Below are 15,919 nucleotides of genomic sequence, written 5' to 3'. Positions count from 1 at the left end.
GAAATCAAATATATAATAAAAATCAACACTCCCTCGAAACTTTGCGCTTGCAGCTGACGCAAGTTTGCGCAAAATTACGCAAACAAGACGACGGGCTATCCTGGCATGGGATGGTGGGGATCGTCATCTCAGGGTCTGCCGGGTCCGTAGGGGCTGGGTGCTAAAAGCCTGAATAAGGGGAGGAAGCAGGAAGTGAAGGATCACCAGATCAACCGCGGCCGCGGTCTGTGGCTGCGCGGCGGCGTTTCGTTGCTCGCATTGGCCTTTGCCGGCGCCCATGGTGCCCAGGCCCAGACGGCGCCCGCCGCCGATGCCAAGGCCGAAGCCGCACCCGTGCTGGAGGAAATCGTCGTGGTCGGCGTGCGCGCCGCCCTGGAAAGTGCGCTGGATATCAAGCGCAATGCCGGCACGGTGGTGGACAGCATCACCGCCACCGATATCGGCGCCTTCCCCGACAAGTCGGTGTCAGAAGCGCTGCAGCGCGTGCCCGGCATCACCGTCTCGCGCCTGCAATCGGCCGATGACAGCACGCATCCGTCGGGCGAGGCGACCAGCGTCCTGATCCGCGGCCTGCCGCAGGTCCGCACGGAATTCAACGGCCGTGACAGTTTCTCGGCCGACAGCTATCGCGGCCTGAACTTCAACGATGTGTCGCCGGAACTGATGGCCGGCGTCGACAGCTACAAGAACCAGACGGCGGACATGATCGAGGGCGGCATCGCCGGCACGGTCAATCTGCGCACCCGCCTGCCGTTCGACAGCGACGGGCTGGCCATCGCCGGCAATATCAAGGGCAGCTATGGCGACCGGTCCAAGAAATGGACGGGCGAATATTCCGGCCTGATCAGCAATGTCTGGGACACAGATGCCGGCAAGTTCGGCCTGCTGGGTAATTACGCCCATTCCGATGTGGTGACGCGGACGGAAAGCGTCATCATGGACAAGATCAACACCTATTGCTCGGCCGGCGCCACCAATGCCGCCGGCAACGCCGTGGTGTCGGCCGATGGCAGCGTGGCCTGCACGGCCAACCCGTTCGGCGGCACGGGCTGGGCCTATATGCCCGACGGTATCCGCTATTCGCTGGTCGATTACGACCGCACGCGGCGCGGCATCTCGGCCGCCGGCCAGTATGAAAGTCCGGATGGCAGCTTCCAGGCCACCGTGCAGTACATGGAATCCAAGTATCACAATGCCTGGCTGGAAAATGCCAGCCACGTGATCCTGGATGGTGGTGCCTATGGCTCGTCCGCCTTCCGGCCGCGCAGCACAAGCATCATCGGCCCGGCAACCGGGTCGCCTTCCCTGAAGTTCGGCGCCGACGGCATGCTGGAAAGCGGCCTGCTGACCCAGGGGCACGGTTCCTGGCGCGGATCGTGGGACAGTTTGCAGGACGCCATCAATACCGGCTCCGCCGTTCCCGGCCAGCCGTTCGTGAATTTCTGCGGCACGGGCGCTACCTGCACCACGTTGCAGGACGGCCTGTATTTCCAGAACGAGGCGCGCAATTTCGACCATCGGGAAGGGACCAAGGATCTTTCCTTCAATGTGAAATGGGACGTGACCGACCGGCTGCATACGAGTTTCGACGCGCAGCGCATCACGGCATCGACCACCAATGACGATATCCTGGTCGCCACCGGCTCCATGGCCAACATGCAATATTCCGTCGGCAAGGACGGGGTGCCGCAGGTGGTGATGAGCCCCGGTTCCAACGTCAATTATGCCCAGGGCGGCCTGTCCAACCCGCATAATTATTGGATCCCCTTCATCCAGGCGCATCTGGAGGACAATGACGCCAAGGAAACGGCGTTCCGGGGCGACGCCACCTATGATCTGGACGCCGCCGATGGCTGGCTGAACTCGCTGAAGGTCGGCGTGCGCCATGCCGACCGCAAGCAGACGGTGCGCTATTCCACCTTCAACTGGTCGCCCGTGGCCGCTAATTGGAACTGCAACGGCCCCGGCTTCAACGCTGACAGCACGGGCGGCACCTATCCCGCCGGCTGCGGCAACGGCCAGCCCTTCAAGGGCTATGGTGCCGGCATCTGGGATACGGTCGATCTGGGTGACGATTTCTACAATGGCGACGTCTATCCCAATGGCGGGCTGGTCTATCTCAGCCGCGACGTGCTGAAGGACCGTGACCGGCTGGTACAGTCGCTGTCCGGTCCCACCACCAACTCGCCTATGGGCTGGGCGCCGATCTGCGACCGTGCAGGCCTGCCGTCCGGAAGCTGCTTCCTGCCGTCGGAAGTCATGCATGTTCAGGAGAAGACCAACGCCGGCTATGCCATGCTGCGCTTCGGCGGCGGCGACATGACGATCCTGAACGGCATCACCGTGGACGGTAATATCGGCGCGCGCCTGGTCCAGACCAAGATCGACAGTGAGGGCAGCGTCGGCTTCCCCACCAACACGGCCCTGGTGCAGTTGCAGCAGACGCCGTGCGGCGCCACCCTGCCGCCGGGTGCGGTGGTCAACCCCGCCTGCTCCCTGACGCCTGCCATCCTGGCCTTTGCCAATGGCGGCGGCACGGCCAACACTTTCAAGACCGATTACACCAACATCCTGCCCAGCTTCAATGTGCGCTTCGGGCTGGATGATGACCAGTATATCCGCTTCGCGGCGTCGCGTGCCATGGCGCGGCCGGATTTCGGCCTGCTGCGCAACTTCGTCTCCATCCAGACGCCGGTGATCGACACCACGGCCAGCTCGCCCTACCTGATCAAGAATGCCGCCGGTCAGGTCACCGGGTACAATTTCGTCTTCCGGGCGGAATCCGGCTATGCCGGCTTGCGGCCGCTGAAGGCCGACCAGTTCGATCTGGCCTATGAATATTACCTGGGCAAGAGCGGCCTGTTCTCCTTCGGTGGCTTCTACAAAAAGCTGCGCAATTCCATCTCCTACGGCGAGTTCGTCCGCGAATTCACCAACGGTACCTCCACCCAGACCGTGATCATGCGCGGTCCGCGCAACCAGAAGGGCGGGGGCGAGTTGTACGGGTTCGAAACCGGTTACCAGACCTTCTTCGACTTCCTGCCCGGCATCTGGAACGGGCTGGGCATGCAGGTGAACTACACCTATGTCGATCAGTCGGGGATCAACAATTCCAATCTGGTGACCCAGGGTGCGCTGGATGCCGGCGGTACCGGCGGCTTCGGTGCTGGGCTGGACGTGTCGGGCGGTCGCGGTGCGGTCATCGACAGCCACAAGCTGGCCGGCATCTCCAAGCACACCTACAACATCGTCGGACTGTATGAGCAGGGGCCGATCGGATTACGCCTTGCCTATAACTGGCGGTCGCGCTTCCTGACCAACAATCTGGATTGCTGCATCGGCCTGCCGGTGTTCCAGAAGGCGGCAGGTTTCCTGGATGGGTCCATCCGCTACTCCATCAGCGAGAACCTGGAAGTGGCCATCGAAGGCTCCAACCTGCTGGATACCAAGACGGTCTATCAGCAGCAGATCTTCGGTGACAGCGCCGCCACGCCGGGGGCCAAACCCGTCTACAAGGATGCCAACTGGGGCAAGGCCGACCGCCGCGTCCAGGTCGGTGCCCGCGTGAAGTTCTGATCCTCCCCAGGGGCGCCGCGTACTCCCTCCGCGGCGCCCCCTTTTTTATGGGACCTTTGCGAAAACTTGGGCTGATGGGGTTCAGTCAGCACGACCGTCACCCCGGCGAAAGCCGGGGCCCAGGCGTAGAGCGGCGTCTGCCGCGACAAGACTCATATCGGCGCTGATCGCGCCTTACACTGGGCCCCGGCCTTCGCCGGGGTGACGGTGGAAGGGGTGGCAACGACGGCGCTCAGGGGATGGAGTTGGCCAGATGCGGTCGGACGAAACACAATCTGCACAGCGTCTCCGGGTGGTGATCGTCGGCGGTGGCACGGCCGGCTGGATGATGGCGGCCGGCCTGTCGCGCCTGCTGCCGTCCGACCAGTATGACCTGACCCTGATCGAAAGCGATGAGATCGGGACGGTCGGCGTGGGCGAGGCCACGCTGCCGCATATCAAGCAGTTCAACGACCGCCTGGGCATTGACGAGGCGGAGTTCATGCGCGCCACGGGCGCCACCATCAAGGTGGGTATAGAATTCGTCGGCTGGAACCAACTCACCGACCGCTATATCCACCCGTTCGGCACCTTCGGGGAGCCCTGGGTGGGCGTGGATTTCCAGCATCACTGGGCCCGCGCCCGGCTGGCCGGGATCGATGTCGGGTCCTTGCAGGATTATTCCTACGCCATCGCACTGTGCCGCGCCAACGCGTTCGAACTGCCCTCCGCCGATCCGGGCTCCATTCGCTCCAGCTATTCCTACGCCTATCATTTCGACGCCGGGCTTTATGCGGGTTTCCTGCGCGGCTGGGCTGTACCGCGCGGCGTGCGGCGGATCGAAGGGCGCATCATTGATGTCCATCGTGACGGCGAAACCGGCCATGTACGCCGCCTGACCCTGAAATCGGGGGAGAGCGTCGAGGGCGATTTCTTCGTGGATTGCAGCGGCTTCCGGTCCCTGCTGGTGGGCGCAACCTTGGACGTGCCCTGGTGCGACTGGAGCCAGTGGCTGCCCTGTGACCGGGCGCTGGCCGTGCCGTCGGACCGGGTGGAGCCGCTGACGCCCTATACCCGTGCCACCGCGGCCAAGGCCGGCTGGACCTGGCGCATCCCGTTGCAGCACCGGATCGGCAATGGCTATGTCTTCTCCAGCCGCTGGTGCGGGGAGACAGAAGCGCATGACACGCTGATGGCCGCTCTGGACGGGCCGGCGCAGGCCGAACCGCGCTTGCTGCGCTTTGCCGCCGGCCGCCGGGCGCGGGCCTGGGAGGGCAATTGTCTGGCGGTGGGCTTGGCCAGCGGCTTCCTGGAACCACTGGAAAGCACCTCGATTTTCCTGATCCAGGCGGCCTTGTTCGATCTGGTGGAACTGATGCCCCGGCCGGGCGACGGCATTGATCCGCGCCTCTCGGCCGAGTTCAACCGGTTGTTCGAGATCCATTACGACCGGGTGCGCGATTTCCTGGTCCTGCATTACAGGGCCAACAGCCGGCATGGACAGCCGCTCTGGGACCATGTGCGCACCATGCCCCTGCCCGACAGCCTGCTGCACAAGCTTGACCTGTTCCGCGAAGGGGCGGTGGCGCCGGGATACAAGCTGGGCCTGTTCTCCCGCGACAGTTGGCTGTCGGTGTTCGAGGGGCAGGGGATAATGCCTGAAGGGTATGCGCGGCTGGCCGACCGATTGCCGCTGGCAGAGTTGGAGATGCGGTTGGCGGGCCTGCGTACCCGCATCCGCGATGGCGTGACCGGCGTGCCCAGCCACGCCGATTTCATCAACGACCATTGCGCGGCACAGGATGCCGCCGGACGGGGGGAGGCCGCATGAGCCAGCCCATCAACCATCTGGTCATTGCCGGCCGTGACGCCCCGCTGTGGCTGGCGGCGGCCACCATGGCCCGCGCGCTGGCCCCCATCGGCCTGACAGTGACGGCCGTGGAATTGCCGGCCAGGGTCACGCCGGCCGACCTGCATGCCAGCCTGCCGGCGCTGGAGGCGCTGCATAACCAGCTACGGCTGGATGAACGCCGGCTGCTGTCAGCGGTGGGGGGAGCCTATACGCTGGGCTGGAACGTCGCCGATGCCGGTGGTGCGGTCACCCCCTTCCTGCACCCGTTCGGTGCCTTCGGATCGCCCATCGAAGGCCAGGATTTCTTCCCCCACTGGCTGCGCGCGCGCTGGCACGGCCTGTCGGTCCCGCTGGAGGATTTCAGCCTGACGGCGGCTGCCGCACGGCAGGGCCGGCTGTTCATTCCCGATCGGGAGAGTGAGCGCTATGGCCGCAGCGACTATGGTTACCATCTGCCGGCGCTCGCCTATGCCGGGGTGCTGAAGGACTTGGCGCGACAGGCCGGCGTGGCGATCCTGTCGGCCGGCGACCTGTTCCCCCTGCGTGATGCCGAAACGGGGACGATCACCGCGCTTTCCCTGGCGGGCGGCGGGCGGGTGGAAGGCGATCTCTTCCTGGACGTCACGGGTCCCGATGCGCTGCTGATCGGCGGGCCGGGAAACGGGATGGAGCCGTGGGAGTTTCCTGCAACCCGTGTGCTGACAGCCCGTGGCCCGCGTCTGGTCAGCCTGCCCCCCTATGCCGAGGTGCGGGGCTTCGCTGAGGGCTGGCTGGCCCTGCGCCCGGCGCAGGCCGGCACCTTCATCACCGCCGTGTGGAAGGCGGGTGAAGGGGAGGGCGAGGTGCTGCGGCGCCTGCCGTCGCTCTGCGGCTTCGCGCCCCAGGATGCGATCGTGCGGTCCAGCATCCCCGGCCTGCGGACACGCGCCTGGGACGGCAACTGCGTGGCGCTGGGAACGGCGGCGGTGCGGCTGGACCCGTTGCACGACCTCGATCTGCTGTCCGTTCAGCAGGGGCTGGTGCATCTGCTGGCGCATTTCCCCCGGACGGGCCGGTTCGCGGCGGCGCGGGCGGAATATAATCGGGTGACCGCGGGGCATTTCACCCATCTGCGGGATTTCCAGGCGCTTCATTACCATCTTGCCCGCCATTCCGGCCCCTTCTGGGATGCGGCGCGCGGCCTGCCATTATCGGGGGACCTGTTCCACCGTCTCGCCCTGTTCCGCGCTCAGGGCGATCTGGCGCCGTGGGAGGATGATGATCTGCCGCCGGACAGCTGGCGCGCCTTCCTGGTGGGCCATGGTCTGCTGCCTGACAGCCATCCGCCGGGCGCCGACCTGCTGCCGCCCGACGATCTGAAAGCCCATCTGCGCGGCATGCTGGGCTTCGTGAAGAACCAGGTGCTGCGCCAGCCGGTGCATGAATCCTATCTGCGGGGCGGGTGATGCCGCCGCCTTTCCCACCCGTCCTTTCCAGCAAAGAGGCTTGTTCGATGACTTTCCGTTCGCTGACGCTCCTGTCCTCGCTCGTGGCGATCAGCGCCGCCAATCCGGCCCTGGCCGCCGACCGGGAATGCGCCCAGTCGCCCGGCAGGCTGATCGAACTGTGCGTCTTCGTGAAGGACGGTCAGGCCTTTTACGAGGTCAGCCGCAAGGGCGCGCCCGTCCTGGCTCCCGGCGCCCTGGGCCTGGGTTTCAAGGGCGAGGTGCCGGTGCGCTATACGGCGATTATCGACGCCAAACGCTCCGCCAGTGACACGAGCTGGGAGCAGCCCTGGGGCGAGCAGCGGACGGTGCGCGACAATCACACCGAACTGATGGTGACGCTGGCGGGCGACACGGCGTTGAACGGCAAGGTGGATGTCACCTTCCGCCTGTTCGATGACGGGATCGGCTTCCGCTACGGCTACAGTGCCGTTCCCGTCGGCCAGGATGTGGAGGTGATTGAAGAGCGTACCCAGTTCCGGCCCGTGGGGCAGCAGTTGGCCTGGTGGTATCCGGCATTGGGGGAGGAACGCGACGAGTATCTCTATACCAAGACCGACGCGCGCCGCATCACCATTGCCGAGACGCCGCTGACCCTGAAGGGCGATAATGGCCTGCACCTGTCGATCCATGAGGCGGCCCTGGTGGATTTCCCATCCATGCTCCTGGCCGGCGACGGGGCGGGGACGCTGACGGCGAAGCTGATGCCCTGGCCTGACGGGGTGCCGGCCCGCAAGACGGGTCCGTTCACCACACCCTGGCGGACCGTGCTGATCGGCGACAGTGCGGCAGCCTTGGCCGACAGCCGGATCACGCTGAACCTGAACGAGCCCAACAAGCTGGGTGACGTGTCCTGGTTCAGGCCCGGCAAATATGTCGGCATCTGGTGGGAGATGCATCTGGAGAAATCCACTTGGGGCAGCGGCCGCATCCATGGCGCCAACAATGAAAATGTGAAGCGCTACATGGATTTCGCGGCCAAATACGGCTTCACCGGCGTGCTCGTGGAAGGCTGGAACAAGGGCTGGGACGGCGACTGGATCGCCAATGGCGACAAGTTCAGCTTCACCGAAGCCTATCCCGATTTCGACCTTCCGGCCCTGGCCGCCTATGGCAAATCCAAGGGCGTGGGCCTGATCGGCCATCATGAGACCGGCGGGGCCGTGGTCAATTACGAGGCCCAGCTTGAAGACGCCATGAAGCTCTACGCCAAGGTGGGCGTGAATATTGTGAAAAGTGGCTATGTGAAGCATAGCGGCACCATCCTGGACGACCAGGGTGGCCAGCAATGGTTTGCGGGCCAGTACATGGTCCGCCACCATCTGCATGCTGTGGAGGTCGCCGCCCGCAACAAGATCGCCGTCAACACGCATGAGCCGGTGAAGGATACCGGTCTGCGCAGGACCTATCCCAACTGGATCAGCCGCGAGGGCGCGCGGGGCCAGGAATTCAATGCCTGGGGCAAGCCCACCAACCCGCCCGAGCATGTGACCATCCTGCCCTTCACCCGCATGCTGGCCGGTCCCATGGACTATACGCCCGGCATCTTCGACCTTGTGCATGGCAAGGAGAAGCTGGAGGCGCGGGTGCAGTCGACGCTGGCCACGCAACTGGCGCTCTATGTCGTGCTGTACAGCCCGGTGCAGATGGCCGCCGACCTCCCGGAGAATTACGAGGCGCGTCTGGACGCCTTCCAGTTCATCCGCGACGTGGCGGCGGATTGGGAAGTGTCGAAGACGTTGCAGGCCCAGATCGGTGACTATGTCGTCGTCGCCCGTCAGCCGCGTGGGGGCAGGGACTGGTTCCTGGGTGCCGTGACCGATGAGGAAGCCCGCAAGCTGACCCAGACGCTGGACTTCCTGGCGCCCGGCAAGCGGTACGAGGCGCAGATCTATGCCGATGGTACCGGGGCGGATTATCGCACCAACCCGACGGCGCTGAAGGTGGAGAAGCGGGTGGTGACATCCAGGGACAGCCTGGACCTGGACATGGCGCCCGGCGGCGGTGTGGCGGTGCGGTTCAAGGCGCTGTGAGGGTGTAGGGCGTAGGTCGGGGTTCGCTGTGCTCACCCCGACCTACGAAATTACGGGAAGCGGCAGACCTCACCCGTGACCTCCACGAAGGAGCGGGCGCCCGCTCCCACTGTCAGGCGCACTTCCTTGTCGGTGGTGATCAGATTGTGGGTCAGCGGCAGGACACCGCTGACCTCTTCCACCTTGCCGGCGGCGTCGGTGAAGCTGACCTTCACGGGCTTGGTCGGGTCGTACCAGGCTTCGGGGCTGCCGCCCTCGTTGCGGGCAGGCACGCCTTCACCGGTCACGATGATGGTGCCGTCTGCAAAGGCCACCTGGGTGTTCGACCCCTTGTAGATCGGGGTGGGCAGGACGAAGCGCTTCGTCTCCGGCCGCGCGCAGGAGCGGGGGTTGCTGGTCTGCTCGATCACGAAGGCCATGCGCTCGGGGTTCACCCCCTCCGCCAGCTTGCGGGCCACCAGTTCGTTCAGCTTGGCCAGTTCGCCACCGGGCACCTCACGCTGCAGGCGGATCTCCAGTTCGTTGGCGCGGATTTCCTGCGTCTGGGCGATCTGTTGCAATTGCTGGGCGCGGCGCTCGGCCTTTTCCTTGGCCGCCGTCATGTTCACCAGCTCCTCCTGCATGGAGCCTTCGCGTGATTTCAGCTGTTCCACGCCCACCAGATAGGAGAAGCCGGCAACCCCGCCTAGCAAGGTCAGCCACAGGGCGCCCTTGCCGACGCGGGCCCAGATGCGACGGCGGTAGCGACGGTGGTTATCGTAAAGGCCGTAGCTCATCTGTTTCCAGGCGAAATCAAGGAGATGGGACGGGCCAGTCCGTTCGACAGGCCATGCCCGACCCTACTCAGCCTGTAAGGCAATTACAAGCTCAACCCCTTGGCCTCAGCCCTTGGGCAGCGCCTTCTCGATGGCGGCAGCCAGCTCGGGCGAATCCGGCGTCACCTTGGAGCCATAGGCCTCGATCAGGTTGCCGTCAGTGCTGATCAGGTACTTATGGAAGTTCCATTTCGGCTCGCCCTTCTGTGCGGCCAGCCATTTATAGAGCGGGTGAGCGTCAGCACCCTTCACCGGTTCCTTCGTGGTCATGGGGAAGTCGATGGCGAAATTGACGTTGCAGAATTCCTTGATCTCCGCGGCGGAACCCGGTTCCTGTCCACCGAAATCGTTGGACGGCACGCCCAGGACGACAAGGCCCTTGTCCTTGTACTTGTCCCACAGGGCCTGCAGACCCTTATATTGCGGGGTATAGCCGCACATCGACGCGGTGTTGACCACCAGCACGGCCTTGCCACGATAGCTGTCCAGCTTCAGCGGCCCGCCCTCGATGGCGGTGAAGCCGTAATCATAGGCGCTGGCCGCCTGTGCCGAACCACTCATGCCCATCACCCCCATCATTGCCAGGCCGCCGGCCAGGGCCAGGATGGCCCGCCGGCCCGCACGTATTGCCTTGTCACCCATGATCCACCTTATCGGGAAGGGAAGTTGTGGGGAGAATGCAGCAGAGCCGGGGCCGGCGTCCAGTGATCAAAGCCGGGTCGCCACCTGCCGGCCACCGCTATTGCGTTCCAGGCAGGTTTCCAGGGCGCCGGCACGGGCGGCATCGGCACCGTCGCCCGGCATGGACGCCTGGATGTAGCTGGCGCAGGTGGCGAAGTGCGGATGTTCCTCCGCCACCTGCAAAGGCGGGCTGACGGTGTCAGGCCCGGCACAGGCGGACAAGAGGAACAGGGGGATCAGTATCGCGAGCAAGCGGCCCATCGCCGCCTCCATCATCATGTCGTGGTCAACTAAGGCGGACTATCCGCCGCTGCCCCTTGCCGGAAAGTGATCCGCCGCACAGATTGAAGGGCATGGCAGCCCAGAGGAGCCCCCGTGATGACCGACACAGCGCCCCCGCAATGGCTGCTGACCACCGACAGCCGGCTGGCCATCATCGATGTGCAGGACCGGCTGCTGGCTGCTATCGATGGGGCCGACGCGATCGTGGCCAATTGTCTGAAGCTGGTGCGCGCGGCGCAAAGGCTGGGCGTTCCCGTGGCGGCGACGGAACAGAACCCGGCCGGCATCGGCCCCACCACCGCACCCCTGGCGGCGCTGATCCCGTTGCGCTTCGGCAAGGTGCATTTCTCCGCGGCCCGCCAGGGGGATTTCCTGGCCTGGGCGGCCGGCGGCGGCACCGTGCTGCTGGCCGGGACGGAGGCGCATGTCTGTGTGTTGCAGACGGCATTGGGGCTGAAGGCGCTGGGCTTGCGCGTGGGCGTGGTGATGGATGCCGCCGGATCGCGCCACGCCGCCAGCCGCCAGGCCGCCTTCGACCGGCTGCGCGCCCATGGGGTGGAACTGGTGACGGTGGAAATGGTGCTGTTCGAATGGCTGGAACGCTATGACCGGCCGGAATTCAAGGAACTGCTGCGGCTGATCAAATGATGCGGCCCAAGCCGGATCCGGATGTGACCCGCTGCCCCCTTAGAACAATGACAGCTGCCGCACAGGGGCGGCTGGTATCCGGAACTTGGAGCAATCCATTTCCCACCGTCGCCGATCCAGGCCAAAACGCTTGATGGCCAGCCGGAACCGGCTGCGCAGCAGATCGGCATAGGCGCCGGTACCCTTCATCCGCGTGCCGAATTCCGACCGGTACAAAGCCCCGTCCCGCGACTGGCGGATCAGCGACAGCACCCGTTCGGCCCGGTCGGGATAGTGCGTGCGCAGCCATTCACCGAACAGGTCGGCAATCTCCAGCGGCAGGCGCAGCAGAATATAGCTGGCGGCCGTGGCCCCGGCATCGGCCGCCGCCTCCAGGATCGCTTCCAGTTCATGGTCGTTCAGTGCCGGGATCATCGGGCTGGTCAGTACGGCCACGGGCACGCCGGCAGCGGTCAGCGCCCGCACCGCCGCCAGCCGTTTGGGCGGGGTGCTGGCGCGCGGTTCCATGGTGCGGGCCAGATCGCGGTCCAGCGTGGTGATCGACATCGCTACCTGCACCAGCCCATCGGCCGCCATGGGTGCCAATATGTCCAGGTCGCGCAGGACATTGGCCGATTTGGTGATGATGCTGACCGGCTGGTTGAAGTCACGGCAGACGGCCAGGATGTCGCGCGTGATCCCCTCCTCCCGCTCAATCGGCTGATAGGGATCGGTATTGGCCCCCAGCGCCAGCGTGCGGCAGACATAGGAGCGGGAGCGTAGTTCGCGGGCCAGCAGCGCCGCCGCGTCACGCTTGGCGAACAGCTTGGTTTCGAAATCCAGTCCCGGCGACAGGCCCAGATAGGCATGGCTGGGCCGGGCGAAGCAATAAACGCACCCGTGCTCGCACCCACGATAGGGATTCACCGAACTGTCGAAGGGGATGTCGGGGCTGTCATTGCGGCTGATGATGCTGCGCGCCGCGTCGGCCATGACGATGGTGCGCAGTTTCTCCGGCAGGCCGCCATCACAGCCCCAGCCATCATCGACCCGCACCCGTTGTTCCCGGTTGAACCGGGAACCCAGGTTGCTGACGGCCGCGCGCCCCCTTGTCGGCTGTGGCGACAGTTCGTCCACCGATGCCGCCCCTATCTGAAATGGAACATATAGGGAACGTAGCAGGGACGCGCGGCCGGGCAAAGCGCTTTTATGAGATCAGGCGGCGGCTGATGTGATCGACGCCAGTGCCGCCTTGGCGCCGTCGATGGCGGCGGCGCGGGCGTCCGGGCCGTAGCCGATCTTCTCCGCATGCACGAAGGTGACGTCGGTGATGCCGATGAAGCCGAACAGCTGGCGCAGATACGGCTCCTGGAAGTCGATGGCCTTGGCCGGGCCCTCGCTGTACAGCCCGCCACGCGCCTCAATCACGATGGCGCGCTTGCCGTCCAACAGGCCCTTCGGCCCGGCTTCGGAATAGGTGAAGGTCAGGCCGGCGCGCAGCACGTGGTCGAACCAGGAACGCAGGACGGTCGAAACGCCGAAATTATACATGGGCGCGCCGACCAGGATGACATCGGCCGCCTTCAGCTCCGCCACCAGACCGTCGGACAGGGCGCGGGTGGCCTTCTCCGCCGCCGTTACCGGCTCGCCCCGCAGGCCGGCCAGGGTTTCCGCCGTCACATGCGGCACAGGGGTCACGCCCAGATCATGGCGGGTGACGTTGGCACCGGGGTTGGCGGCCAGCAGGCCGGTCAGCGCCTCGCCCACCAGCAGCTTGGTGACCGACGCGTCGCCGCTGGCCGAGCTTTCGATCACGAGAATATTGGTCATTTTGATTTCCGTTCGAAGGAAGGAAGCATGTGCGATAAGTTGGCGTTGCAGGATCGGAGACGCTAGTGGCCTTTTCTGGGAAAGACTGTTGCGGAATCGGGAACAGACATGGTCGAGCTGGATGATGTGCGGGCCTTCGTGGAGGTGGTGGAGGCCGGGGGCTTCAGCCGGGCGGGCGAGCGGCTGGGCATTTCCAAGTCACTGCTGAGCCGGCGGCTGGCACGGCTGGAGGCGCAGCTGGGCGTGCCGCTGCTGGCCCGCACCACGCGCGGCGTGTCGATCACCGATGCCGGTTCCCGGTTCAAGCCGCATGCCGACCGTATGGTGGCGGAGATGCAGGCCGGTATGGATGCCATCACCGATGGCTGCGGCGCATCCGGCCTGCTGCGCATCGCCGCCCCGCTCAGCTTCGGGTTGACGCATCTGGCGCCACTGCTGGTCGAACTGGCGCTGGCCCATCCCAAGCTGGAGATCCGCACCAATTACAGCGACCGACATGTCGATATCGTGGCCGAGGGCTATGACGTGGCGGTCCGCCTGGGCCATCTGGCCGACAGTTCGCTGGTGGCGCGGCGCATCGGGCCGGTGCATGGCGTGTTCGTGGCCAGCCCCGCCTATCTGGCCAAGGCCCCGCCCCTGGAACGGCCCGAGGACCTGGAGCGGCACGAGGCCGTGCATCAAGGCGACGAGGTCTGGCGGCTGATGGATGGGGAGCGGGAGATCGCCGTGCGCCCACGCGGGCGGTTCGTGGCCGATAATGGCCAGGCGCTGCTGACCGCCGTGGTGGCGGGCCTGGGCGTCGGCCGCCTGCCGGCCTTCCTGGCGGGCCCCGCCATCGGGCGGGGGGAACTGGTCTATCTGCTGGGAGCCTATCCGATCCCGGAAGCCAGCCTCTATCTGCTGCGCCCACCGCCGGCCGCCCAGATGCCCACCAAGATCAGAGTGCTGATGGACGCGCTGGTCGAACGGTTCGGCCGCGACCGGAGTTGGGAGGGGTGCCCCAATACGCGGTGATTAGTTGTTGATCCGCGCGAACTCGCGGAAGGTGACAGCGATCTTGTCTTCCACGATCGTCACTTCACCGCGGGCCACCATGCGACCGGATACGACAATGTCGGACAGGTCGTCGATCTTGCGGTCCAGCTCCACGATGGCGCCGCGGCCCAGCTTCAGCAGGTCGCGCACGCGGATGAAGGAGGTGCCGAGCACGACGCTCATCTCCACCTCCGTGTCATAGACGGCGGAAATCTCCTGTTGTTCGGGAAGCGAGCGCACGGAACCGTTGCCGGCCATCTCGCCGAACATGGCATCGATATCGTCCTGATCGGGCATGTCGCTCCACCCCGCTAAACCTCATACTGGCGTTCACCCTAGCACGTGTTTGGTCCGTCTTGCAGCGACAAAGGCGGCCGCCTCCTGCCACGGTGCCAGGGAGAAGCTGCCCCGCGCCTGGCCCGACGGCGACGGCAGGACGAACAGGGCGATCCCTTCCCAATCCGCCGCCTGCCGCCCCCAGGGCAGGGGTGCCTTGGGACCCCGGAACAGCCGGGCACCGTTCTTGCTGGTAAAGGCGATGGCGGCCGGACGGTGGGCGCGCATCTTGGCGGCAAAGCCGGGAATGTCGAACCCGTCTGCGGTCAGGTCGACATCATTGCCGATCTCCACCTTGTTCAAATCGGTCAGGCCCAGGCCCAGTTCGTTCATGCGGGTGAAGTCGGCGGCCCGCCATCCGTCCGGCACCAGGCCGGTGCGTACAAGCGTCGGCCAGAAGGCGTTGCCGGGATTGGCATAGTACGCCCCCTTGGCCGCGGAGATGCGGGACGGGGCCGTGCCGCAGAAGACGAGGTGAAGGCCGGGGGCCAGGACATCGGGCAGGATCATGGTGGGCGGCATTATTTGCCCCCTTCGCGGCAGACGCAACGGAAAACGGCTGGATTCCGCCATTCCCCCAAAGTTGGCACGCCCTTTGCTTTTAGTTCCGGCAAGCAACGGCCCACCGGCCAGCATGAGGAAGTCACCGCGATGGAAAATTCACTCTACATCACCCTGTCCCGCCAGGAAGCCCTGCGCCGGCAGATGGAAGTGGTGTCGAACAACATCGCCAACATGAACACCACCGGCTTCAAGTCGCAGCGCATGCTGTTCCTGGAATATATGGAGCGCCCCGACAAGCAGGGCGACCGGATGAGCTTCGTCCAGGATTACGGCCTGCTGCGCAACACCGAGGCCGGTCCGCTGACCGTCACCAATAACGAGCTGGATGTCGCCTTGCGCGGCGACGGTTATTTCGCTGTCGAAACGCTGAGCGGCACCCGCTATACCCGTGGCGGCGCCTTCCAGATGAACAGCAACCGCGAGATCGTCGACCATTCCGGCCTGCCGCTGATGGATACCAACAACCAGCGCATCGTGGTGCCGGCCGACGCCAAGGACATCCACATCGCCGGTGACGGCTCGGTCAGCACCGAAGCCGGCCCGCTGGGCCAGCTGAAAGTCGTCACCTTCGCCGACCAGCAGCGGATGATGGAACTGGGTGGTGGCCTGTACGAGGCCAACCAGGAAGAAATTGCCGTCGAACAGCCCGAAGTCACCCAGGGCACGATCGAAGGCAGCAATGTGCAGAGCGTGGTGGAGATGACGCAGATGATCGACGTGCTGCGCACCTACCAGAGCGTTCAGAAGATGATCGATACCGAGCACGAACGCATCCGCGGCGCCATCGGCAAGCTCGCCCGCGTTCAGTAATCAAGCCAGCAAGAA

14 protein-coding genes are annotated in these 15,919 nt (G+C 65.2%); 7 read left to right on the top strand and 7 right to left on the bottom strand.

What is annotated here, in order from left to right:
- Positions 1–192: 192 nt before the first annotated feature.
- From AC1Q7F_RS11770 to AC1Q7F_RS11755, 4 genes are all read left to right on the top strand, one after another.
- Positions 193–3,576 carry a TonB-dependent receptor gene (locus tag AC1Q7F_RS11770; RefSeq protein WP_492506943.1) on the top strand — a complete coding sequence of 1,128 codons (3,384 nt, stop codon included), beginning with the start codon at positions 193–195 and terminating at the stop codon, positions 3,574–3,576.
- Between the two features lie 253 nt (positions 3,577–3,829).
- Complete coding sequence (locus AC1Q7F_RS11765; RefSeq protein WP_492506941.1) at positions 3,830–5,386, top strand: tryptophan halogenase family protein; 1,557 nt, start codon at positions 3,830–3,832, stop codon at positions 5,384–5,386.
- A complete protein-coding gene (locus AC1Q7F_RS11760) occupies positions 5,383–6,852 on the top strand; it encodes a tryptophan 7-halogenase (protein WP_492506939.1) in 1,470 nt (489 codons plus the stop codon). The genes AC1Q7F_RS11765 and AC1Q7F_RS11760 overlap by 4 nt, the downstream gene beginning before the upstream one ends.
- Positions 6,853–6,899: 47 nt before the next feature.
- Complete coding sequence (locus AC1Q7F_RS11755; RefSeq protein ID WP_492506937.1) at positions 6,900–8,924, top strand: glycoside hydrolase family 97 protein; 2,025 nt, start codon at positions 6,900–6,902, stop codon at positions 8,922–8,924.
- A 50-nt stretch (positions 8,925–8,974) separates the two neighbouring features.
- Here AC1Q7F_RS11755 and AC1Q7F_RS11750 read toward each other — a convergent pair whose 3' ends face one another.
- From AC1Q7F_RS11750 to AC1Q7F_RS11740, 3 genes are all read right to left on the bottom strand, one after another.
- Positions 8,975–9,700: a hypothetical protein gene (locus AC1Q7F_RS11750; RefSeq protein WP_492506935.1), complete on the bottom strand. Its 726-nt coding sequence runs from the start codon at positions 9,698–9,700 to the stop codon at positions 8,975–8,977.
- 105 nt (positions 9,701–9,805) lie between these two features.
- Entirely contained in the window at positions 9,806–10,381 is a 576-nt protein-coding gene (locus AC1Q7F_RS11745; RefSeq protein WP_492506933.1) for a glutathione peroxidase, read from the bottom strand.
- Positions 10,382–10,447: 66 nt separating this feature from the next.
- Positions 10,448–10,681: a hypothetical protein gene (locus AC1Q7F_RS11740; RefSeq protein ID WP_492506931.1), complete on the bottom strand. Its 234-nt coding sequence runs from the start codon at positions 10,679–10,681 to the stop codon at positions 10,448–10,450.
- 117 nt (positions 10,682–10,798) lie between these two features.
- Between AC1Q7F_RS11740 and AC1Q7F_RS11735 the strand changes: the two genes are divergently transcribed.
- Positions 10,799–11,350: an isochorismatase family protein gene (locus tag AC1Q7F_RS11735; protein WP_492506929.1), complete on the top strand. Its 552-nt coding sequence runs from the start codon at positions 10,799–10,801 to the stop codon at positions 11,348–11,350.
- A gap of 39 nt (positions 11,351–11,389) precedes the next feature.
- Here AC1Q7F_RS11735 and AC1Q7F_RS11730 read toward each other — a convergent pair whose 3' ends face one another.
- Both AC1Q7F_RS11730 and AC1Q7F_RS11725 read right to left on the bottom strand, forming a co-directional pair.
- Positions 11,390–12,466, bottom strand: coding sequence for a PA0069 family radical SAM protein (locus tag AC1Q7F_RS11730; RefSeq protein ID WP_492506927.1), 1,077 nt, complete (start codon positions 12,464–12,466; stop codon positions 11,390–11,392).
- A gap of 78 nt (positions 12,467–12,544) precedes the next feature.
- On the bottom strand, positions 12,545–13,159 hold the full coding sequence (locus AC1Q7F_RS11725) for an FMN-dependent NADH-azoreductase (RefSeq protein WP_492506925.1): 615 nt from the start codon (positions 13,157–13,159) through the stop codon (positions 12,545–12,547).
- A gap of 108 nt (positions 13,160–13,267) precedes the next feature.
- Here AC1Q7F_RS11725 and AC1Q7F_RS11720 point away from each other — a divergent pair, with 108 nt between their 5' ends.
- Positions 13,268–14,173 (top strand): LysR family transcriptional regulator, encoded by a 906-nt coding sequence (locus AC1Q7F_RS11720; RefSeq protein WP_492506923.1) that lies wholly within the window; start codon positions 13,268–13,270, stop codon positions 14,171–14,173.
- On the opposite strand, the gene fliN is transcribed toward AC1Q7F_RS11720, so the two are convergent.
- Together fliN and AC1Q7F_RS11710 are read right to left on the bottom strand one after the other, a co-directional pair.
- On the bottom strand, positions 14,174–14,491 hold the full coding sequence (gene fliN / locus AC1Q7F_RS11715; RefSeq protein WP_492506921.1) for a flagellar motor switch protein FliN: 318 nt from the start codon (positions 14,489–14,491) through the stop codon (positions 14,174–14,176).
- A gap of 33 nt (positions 14,492–14,524) precedes the next feature.
- Positions 14,525–15,052 carry a mismatch-specific DNA-glycosylase gene (locus tag AC1Q7F_RS11710; protein ID WP_492506919.1) on the bottom strand — a complete coding sequence of 176 codons (528 nt, stop codon included), beginning with the start codon at positions 15,050–15,052 and terminating at the stop codon, positions 14,525–14,527.
- A gap of 129 nt (positions 15,053–15,181) precedes the next feature.
- On the opposite strand from AC1Q7F_RS11710, the gene flgF reads away from it, so the two are divergent.
- Positions 15,182–15,904 carry a flagellar basal-body rod protein FlgF gene (flgF, locus tag AC1Q7F_RS11705; RefSeq protein ID WP_492506917.1) on the top strand — a complete coding sequence of 241 codons (723 nt, stop codon included), beginning with the start codon at positions 15,182–15,184 and terminating at the stop codon, positions 15,902–15,904.
- Positions 15,905–15,919 lie beyond the last annotated feature (15 nt).

The sequence above is a fragment of the Niveispirillum sp. GW835-FHT14G11 genome (assembly GCF_058793615.1).
This window is presented reverse-complemented; position numbering and strand designations above follow the sequence as displayed.